An 8340-nucleotide genomic window follows, 5' to 3' on the forward strand; every position below is an offset into this window, starting at 1 on the left:
GGCTGGCGTACTCGTCGTCCCGGTAGCCGAGAGCGGCCAGCATGGTCTCCCGCGGCACGGCGGTGCCCGGCTGTTCCGCGAGGCACTGCATGAATTCCATCTCCTTGGCGGTCAGCAAGATGGCTGCACCCATGGGGGTCAACAGGTACCACTGCTGCTTGATCAGCTGCCAGACGTTGGGGACCTCTTCAGGCGCGGGCTCCTCCTCCGGGGGCGCCGCGATCCCGCCCAGGCGCAGCGCGAGGCTGGAGATGGCCGAGGAGAGCTCGCGTGAGTCGACCGGCTTCACCATGTAGAGGTCGGCGCCGGAGTCGTAGCCGTGCACCCGGTCCTCCACCGAGTCGCGGGCGGTCAGCATGATGATCCCCATGCCGGTATTCTTCCTCAGGTACTTCGCCAGCTCGAAACCGCAGTCGTCCGGAAGCCCGACGTCCACCACCGCGATGGAAAAGCTGGAGCGGGCGAGCTCGCGGTAGAACTCCAGGGCGCTTCCCACGCCCAACGCTTCGTGCCCGGCGAGGATCAGACACTCCACCAGGCTTTCCCGGAGGTCGAGATCGTCCTCGACCAGAATGACCTTCACCTTGCCGTTCATGGCTACTCCTTTGACTGGTTCAGCGGCAGCCGCACCATGGCCAGCGTCCCTCCCTGCGGACTGTTCTCCAGGGTGACCCGTCCCCCGTGCTGCTCGATGATCTTCTTCACCAGGTGCAGGCCGACCCCTGCCCCCCTGGTGTCCCTGCTGCCGCTCCCCCGGTAGTACTTCTCGAACACCCTCTCCAGTTCCTCCCGGACGATGCCCTGGCCGCTGTCCCTGACGGCCACCAGCGCCTCCTGCCCATCCCGCTCGAGGCTTAGGACCACCGGCGCGCTTTCCGGCGAGTACTTGAGGGCGTTGTCGACCAGGTTCAGAAAGGCCGTCTTTAGCAGCAGCGAGTCTCCGGTCAGGCTCCCCTCCACCTCGCCCAGTTCCAGCACCAGCCTCCCCTCTCCCCAGAGCTCCCGCATCTCCTCCATCATGCTCTCCACGAAGGGGGCGAGGTGGATCAGTTCCCGGCTTGCCTTCTTGATCGCCTCGTCCATCCGCTCGCGCCCCAGCGAGATCTCCAGCACCTCGACCAGCCGCGCCACCGCGCGCCGCATCTTCCCGAAATTGCGGGTCAACTCGGGGTTGCTGCCGGCCTTCATCTCCAGGATGTCCAGGTTGGCGCGGATGATGGCGAGCGGGGTGCGGTACTCGTGGGAGATCATGTCCACGAAACGCGCCTGGCTCTGCAGGGCCTCCCGCTCGGTCTCCAGCGCCTCCTCCAGCTCAGTCCGCTTGCGCACCAGTTCACTGGTCATCTCCTTGGCCAGGTCCACCGCCCTCTGTTCGGTCTCCCGGCTCGACGCCAGCGCCTTCTCTTCGGCAGCATGCACGCGCCGGGTAAGGGCAAGGGTCATCAGCACCATGCTCAGCACCGCGCCGATCTGCATCCCGTAGGCGGTGAACCAGTTGAACGGCGCCAGCCCGAACATCCGGAACAGGGCCAGCAGTGCCCCGACGTTGCTGGTCATGAAGGCGATCAGGAAAAGGCTGCCGGCGGGGACCTGCTTGCGGAGGAGATCGACCCCCTTCCAGACCAGGTAGATCACGAAGAGGATGCCGTTCAGCACCAGTAGCGGGGCCACCCGGACGTAGAGATGGAGGGGGATGGAGAGGCAGCAGGCCACGCCGAAAAGGACGGTGAACTGGAAGTAGCGGTGGGCGAAACCGCCACGGCCGCGGGTCTCCAAGAGGCGGGTGGCGAAAAGCGCGAAGAAGGAGAAGGAGAGCGCGACCCCACCGCCGGTGAGGTAATCGCAGACCAGGTGCGCGGCCGAAGGGAGCAACAGCGGCAACACGCCGGTAACCGCAAGGTAGCTGACGGCCAGGGCGAAGACATAGCAGGCGTAGTAGCCGTACACCAGGTCGCGCAGCTTGATGGAGTAGATGATATTGATGCAGGTGACCAGCAGGCAGATGCCGAAGAAACCGCCGGTCAGCAGCGCCTGGATCTCCGACCAGTACACGAACTGGTCCAGGGAATAGAGCCATCCGGCCAGGTTGTGGGAACTGGTGGTCTGGACCCGGAGGTAGACGTGACGCGGCCTGTCGTCCGGCAGCAGCAGGGGGAGAGCGAAGCTGGAATGACGGACAGGCCTGAGATCGATCGGGTGGTGGTCGCCGAAGACGTATTCGCGGTAGGAGGAGGCAACGGAGGGGTCATCGCCCGTCTGGACGTAGACCTTGATCTCGTCCAGCATGGAGGGACCCAGACGGAGCATCCAGTCGTGCAGCGATGAACCGGAGCGGCTCAAGGAGAAGCGGAGCCAGCTCGCCTCTTTGGTGTACCCCCTGTTCAGGAAACCCGAAAGCGGCCTGAAACGGTCGGCCTGCCCCGGCCCTAAGACGTCAGCCAGGTTCAGTCGCCCATCCGGGTCGGAAAGGAGTTCCAAGTGCCCGGCCAGGGAAACCGGGGCGGACGGGGAAAGCCTCACCACGGGGGCGTTGAACTGCACCGCGTACGCAGGCCGAACCCCGAACAGGAGAGCCAGCGCCAGCAGAGAGCACAAAGCGGCGAGGAAAGTAGCGCGGAACGACGAGGTCATAGACATCCAGAAAGTCGGTGATTTTCAGAAGCTTGGGATGGATACGAAGAAATAGCATAGCTCACCGGGCCTTACAACAGGGAATTCATTAGGAGGGGCCGGGAGGCAGGGAAGAAGGCGGAAAAGCAAACGACGCCGGGGCTATTACAGCCACCGGCGTCGCGTGTAGAGGGGCCTCAAGGCAACCGGACTACCTGCAGGAGTTGCAACGGTCGGCCTCGGTGGCGGTGAGCTGGCAACCGCAGAGCGCGCAGGCGTTATCCCATTCGGGATGACCGGCCTCTTCCGCGCGCCTCTTACCTTCCAACCGCCTCACCTCGGCTTCCATTTCCTCGTTATATTGTGTCTCGAACATCTCGTTGCCTCGCACGGTTTAGATTGAGGGGCCATCTTACAACCTTTATGGGCGATCGGCAACTGCGGGCTACGGGAGGCCGGAAACGAGACAAACGATCAGGGGACTGGCTCCGCAGGTGCCAGTCCCCCTTTAGCCTCGATCCCCCTCCTTTTCCTACTGCCAGATGAGGGTCTCGCCGACCGCCAGCCTCTTCATCCTCTTCTCCAGCCCGTAGCCGGAAAGCTCCCTGGCGAACTCCTCCGGCGTCCCGGTCAGGATCGGCATGGTGGCGAAGTGCATGGGGACCACCAGCTTGGCATCGACCAGGCGCACCGCCTGGGCCGCCCGCCTCGGTCCCATGGTGAAGTGATCGCCCATGCAGGTCAGCATGATGTCCACCGGGTGGAAATCCTTGACCAGCGCCATGTCCGAAAAGAGGTCGGTATCGCCGGTATGATAGATGACCGGGCCATCCTTGATGGTGATCAGGAAACCGGCCGGGTTACCCGCTGCCGCCTGGGTGGGAGGAAGACCGGGAGCGAGCGGTGCCGTCATGTCGGAATCGTGCACGGCCGGAATGAAGGCGACCTTCACCTCCCCGCCCAGCAGCACCAGCTCTCCTCCGTAGTTCCCCAGGGTCTCGTAGCCGGCCAGCTCCTTGGGGTACCCCTTGTACTGCACCATGGCCTGCCCAAGCCCGTGCGGCGCCACCAGCTTGGCCCGCGTCTTTTTCCCGATCTCCACCGAGTTGCCGATGTGGTCGTTATGACCGTGAGTGAGCAAAATCAGGTCTACGCGGTCAAGCTTGGCCAGCTCCTCCTTGCCCGACTTGTTGACGGGGTTGTCGATCCAGGGATCGATCAGCAGCACCTTTCCCGCAGGGGTGGTGATCTTGAAGGCCGCCTGACCGTACCAGGTGATCTCCGTCTTCCCCGCCGCCTGCGCGAGTGCAGGGATCAGCATCGAGAAAAGCGCCATCCAAAGCAGTGCGAACGACTTCTTCATCCCTTCCCTCCTTCGGTTCTCGTTACCTCAGCATCTCAAACAGCGAACGTTTCCTTGCTCTCCCCAGCGGGCGACCGCCTTGTTGAACTCGGACATCCCCTGCTCCACCGACCTGCGCAGAGCGAAGGTGAACAACGGCCCCAGCAGCCCGCCGAAGGTCGACTTCTGGACCAGCTTCAGGCGCCCCTGGTCGAGCTGCTCCAGTTCCAGCCCATAGGACCAGCACATCAGCGCCGGGAAGGCCAGGCTGTGGCGCCAGAGAAGCCGGCATTGCGGGTCGGCGCACAAGAGAGTCGGCTTGATCGGGAAGGGAGGGATGGCCGGCAGCTGGACGGTCATCTCCAGCCGTGTCCCCTCCGTCGCCTCCCCCTGCGCCTGCACGATGAGCGGGTTCCATTGCGGGTAGAGGGTGAAGTCGCTCAACAGTTCCCAGAGCCTTTCGGCCGGAGCCTTAAGGGCTATCTCGGTGCGGAGTTCAGTCATGGTACCCTCCTTGGAAACAGCGGTGTCAGGAAGCAGGACCAAAACTGCCAGAGAGCAGATATAAGAGATGCCTTAATTTGCCGACCTTGTCAATCCGGGGCTTGACGGCCGGTCTCTTTGGGTGAGGGAGTTGGCCGTGTTGAATTGGTGCGGGTCCTGGAACGGATAACCGGTAAGGTGTCCTGCGCTACTTACATGGGGTCGGCGTAGTACTGTTCCATCCTGGCGATCAGTCGGCCGGGGTCGGGGTCCATCGCCTTCCGTTCGTCGGAGGCGAAGTATGCCTGGTCCGCTGCCTCCCAACTCCCCTCCCCTTCGTATCTCTGCACCCAGATGAACTGATTGGTCGCCTCGACGGTCCAGCCCGCCACTATCACGAAACCGAGCTTCTCCCTCAGCGGCTGGATCTTCTCTTTCCACTGGGCCACGAACTGATGCAGCGCTCCCTTGTTGATGGTGTAGATCCTCACTTGCTCACGCATTATCTATCGCCTCCCCGGTAGCCAAAACAGCGGGCTTATCTCCTCTTGCCGATGTCGTTATGGCGCAATGAAGCAAGAGCCGCCCTTCAAAACGCCCACCTTGACGGCCACAAGAGTATTGCATAGCAGCCCGCTTAGCACAATGACAGCTTCCGCATGGAGCTGCCCACTTTCGCCATCCTTTCCGAGTGGCGAGCTGCCATCAATCCCACTTCTCATATATTGCATATTTAGAATATATATGGTATCTATCTGTAACGCCGATACCCGTATTTGCATTGCGCTTGCAATGGCGGGAGATCGTAGCGCAAAGACTTGCTGGAGAGGTTGTCATGGCTAAATACGTTATCGTGGGGGGAGTGGCCGGCGGCATGTCGGCGGCGGCTCGCCTGAGACGACTTGATGAAAGCGCCGAGATTGTGGTCTTCGAACGGGGCGACTACGTTTCTTATGCGAACTGCGGGCTCCCCTACTACCTGGGGGGCGCCATCACTGACCGCAGCCAGCTTCTGCTGCAGACGCCGGCTTCCTTCCGGCAGCGTTTCAACGTGGAGGTACGGACCGGCCACGAGGTGGTCGCGGTGCTGCCTCAATCGAAAGCGGTACGGGTCCGGGAACTCGCCTCGAGAAGGGAGTTCGACGAGCCCTACGACCAGCTTCTGCTGGCGCCAGGCGGCTCGCCGGTAAAACCCGCCATCCCCGGAGCCGACCTTCCGGCCATCCACACGCTCTGGACCATCCCCGATACCGACCGGCTGCACGCGATCCTCTCCGGCGGCACGGTCGCCTCGGCGCTCATCGTGGGGGGAGGCTTCATCGGCCTGGAGATGGCTGAAAACCTCCATGCACTGGGGATTTCGGTCACCCTGGTGGAGGCGACCCCGCAGGTGATGAGCACGATCGACTTTGAAATGGCGGCGCTTGTTCACCGCGAACTGCAGCTGAAGGGTATCGGGCTCAGGCTGCAAGAGGCGGTCTGTTCTTTCAACGCTGCACCGGCGGGCGGGGTCAAGGCAACCCTCACCAGCGGGGCGGAGATCGGAGCCGACCTGGTGCTGCTGGCGGTGGGGGTAGCCCCCAACACTGCTTTCCTGAAGGACTCCGGCATCGAGCTCGGCCCGCGCCGGCACATCGTGGTCGACCAGCAGATGAGGACCAACTGCGAGGGGATCTTCGCCGTGGGAGACGCCACCGAGATGGCCAGCCCCTTCACCGGCAAGAGCAGCGCGGTACCGCTGGCCGGTCCCGCCAACAAGCAGGGGCGGATCGCGGCGGACAACATGCACGGCGAGGCTCCCCGCTCCTATCGCGGCACCATGGGGACCGCCATCGCCAAGGTCTTCGATCTGGACGTCGCCCAGACCGGGCTCACCGAAAAGTTCTGCCACGCCAGCCAGATACCCTGCGACTCGGTGATCATCCATCCCAACGACCACGCCGGCTACTACCCGGGCGCCACCCAGCTGACCCTGAAGCTGGTCTTCTCGCCGGAGTGCCGGAAGGTGCTGGGGGCGCAGGCGGTCGGCTACAGCGGCGTCGACAAGCGCATCGACGTGATCGCTACCGCGATCCAGGCGGGGATGACGGTGGATGACCTGTGCGAAATCGAGCACGCCTATGCCCCTCCCTACTCCTCGGCCAAGGATCCGGTCAACATGGCGGGTTTCGTGGCCCAGAACATCCTGGACGGCCTGTACAAAAGCATCACCTGGGACCAGCTGGCAAGCCTGGATGACAACCATTATCTGGTCGACGTCCGCACCCCGGATGAGTTCGCCGTTGGAAGCCTGGACGGCGCGATAAACATCCCGCTCGACGAATTGCGCGGCAGGCTAGACGAACTCCCCAGGGAGAAGAGGATCGTACTCATCTGCAAGGTTGGTCTACGCGGCTATTTGGCAGCCCGCATTCTCCGGGCGCACGGCTTCACCGACTGCCTCAACCTTTCGGGGGGATATGACATCTTCAAGGTCGCCACCGCCAGCCAGCCCCATGCCGAGGCGGCCGCACCGAAAGCAGAAGGAATGAAAAAATTGGAGAACGGCATGCAGGAGATTTCAGTGGACCATACCATAGTGGCAGATGTCAGGACCGTCGAGGTCAACGCCTGCGGGCTGCAGTGCCCGGGCCCCGTGCTCCGCCTGAAGAGGGAGATTGACGCCGTGGCCCCCGGCGACCTGGTGCAGATCAGTGCCAGCGATCCCGGCTTCTACAGCGACGTGCAGGCATGGGCCCGCTCCACCGGCAACCTGGTGCGGGAGATCGACAGCCACCAAGGGACCATCACCGCGCTGGTGGAAAAGTGTCTTCCCCCCCAGCAGGCGGCGGCAATGAGCGGCGGCAACGACAAGACCATCATCGTCTTCTCCGGCGACCTCGACAAGGTCATCGCCTCCTTCGTGATCGCCAACGGCGCCCTGGCCATGGGGCGCAAGGTCACCATGTTCTTCACCTTCTGGGGCATCAACGCGCTCAGGAAGCAGGAGAAGAGTTCGGGGCTGGGCAAGAACCTGATCGAGGCCGCCTTCGGGATGATGATGCCCCGCGGCAGCCGGAAACTCGCCCTCTCCAGGATGAGCATGGCAGGGATCGGCGGCAAGCTGATCCGCGGCATCATGAAGAACAAGAACGTGCCGTCGCTTGAGGAGATGATGGAGCTGGCCATCCGGGGAGGCGCGCAGCTGGTGGCCTGCCAGATGTCCATGGACCTGATGGGGATTCGCCGCGAGGAACTGATCGACGGCATCGAGGTCGGCGGAGTGGCAGCCTATCTCGAGGCGTCGGAACACGCGGACAATAACCTGTTCATCTAAACGGGGAGGAAGGGGGGCCCTTCACCATGCGAGGGGCACTGGCGGTAGAGGCGACCGCTCCCCCTCCCTAACCCTCCCCCTTCGGGAGAGGGAACGTTCGCCGTGTTGTTCATAGCCGTTTCCTTTTGTTCCTAGCCCCTTCCCTTTCCCAGCCGCTTCCGCTAGGCTAGAGAGTGAGCTATCGAGGAGGCACATCATGAGCAGCGTGTTACCGGAAGGCGAAGATTTGCGGCGGGCAGTGAAGTGGGTTTCTGGACATCTGCTGGACGACCCGGACCATCCACTCCAGCCGCTGATCCAGGAAGCCGTCTTCAAGTTCGATCTCTCCCCCAGGGATGCCGAATTGCTGATCTCCTTCTACCGGAAAAACAAGACCAGTTGAGCTACCCATCTCCGGCGCGGTACGCAGCGGCCCGCGCCATGTCCCCCCCTTTCTCCGTCTCTTCTCCTCCACTGTTGTCCATTTCCTTTCCCGATCAGTCACAATCTTCCGCTCAACCAACTTCGCCCTCTCCTTCAAGGAGAGGGCCGGGGTGAGGATGGGGTATTATCCGGTGAAAGAACGCCCCATCCTCATCCTGTCCTTCCC

Annotated in this window: 8 protein-coding genes; 2 read left to right on the forward strand and 6 right to left on the reverse strand. The window is 62.8% G+C overall.

Going from position 1 to position 8340, the window contains the following annotated elements:
• From VJ604_RS05570 to VJ604_RS05595, 6 genes are all read right to left on the reverse strand, one after another.
• Positions 1–595 (reverse strand): response regulator transcription factor (locus VJ604_RS05570; RefSeq protein ID WP_324080441.1); only part of this gene is annotated, 595 nt, incomplete at its 3' end.
• Positions 596–597: 2 nt separating this feature from the next.
• Entirely contained in the window at positions 598–2631 is a 2034-nt protein-coding gene (locus VJ604_RS05575) for a sensor histidine kinase (RefSeq protein WP_324080445.1), read from the reverse strand.
• 190 nt (positions 2632–2821) lie between these two features.
• The gene (locus VJ604_RS05580; protein ID WP_324080448.1) at positions 2822–2986 is read right to left on the reverse strand and encodes a hypothetical protein; all 165 of its coding nucleotides are present in this window, start codon (positions 2984–2986) and stop codon (positions 2822–2824) included.
• Between the two features lie 156 nt (positions 2987–3142).
• A complete protein-coding gene (locus VJ604_RS05585; protein ID WP_324080453.1) occupies positions 3143–3973 on the reverse strand; it encodes a metal-dependent hydrolase in 831 nt (276 codons plus the stop codon).
• A 27-nt stretch (positions 3974–4000) separates the two neighbouring features.
• A complete protein-coding gene (locus VJ604_RS05590) occupies positions 4001–4456 on the reverse strand; it encodes an SRPBCC domain-containing protein (RefSeq protein WP_324080456.1) in 456 nt (151 codons plus the stop codon).
• 191 nt (positions 4457–4647) lie between these two features.
• The gene (locus VJ604_RS05595) at positions 4648–4938 is read right to left on the reverse strand and encodes an NIPSNAP family protein (RefSeq protein ID WP_324080459.1); all 291 of its coding nucleotides are present in this window, start codon (positions 4936–4938) and stop codon (positions 4648–4650) included.
• 332 nt (positions 4939–5270) lie between these two features.
• Here VJ604_RS05595 and VJ604_RS05600 point away from each other — a divergent pair, with 332 nt between their 5' ends.
• A complete protein-coding gene (locus VJ604_RS05600; protein ID WP_324080462.1) occupies positions 5271–7751 on the forward strand; it encodes an FAD-dependent oxidoreductase in 2481 nt (826 codons plus the stop codon).
• 196 nt (positions 7752–7947) lie between these two features.
• Positions 7948–8133, forward strand: a complete 186-nt coding sequence (locus tag VJ604_RS05605) for a hypothetical protein (RefSeq protein ID WP_324080468.1) — start codon at positions 7948–7950, stop codon at positions 8131–8133.
• The last annotated feature ends 207 nt before the right edge of the window (positions 8134–8340 follow it).

The sequence above is a fragment of the Geomonas sp. genome, from assembly GCF_035254065.1.
Taxonomy (GTDB): domain Bacteria; phylum Desulfobacterota; class Desulfuromonadia; order Geobacterales; family Geobacteraceae; genus Geomonas.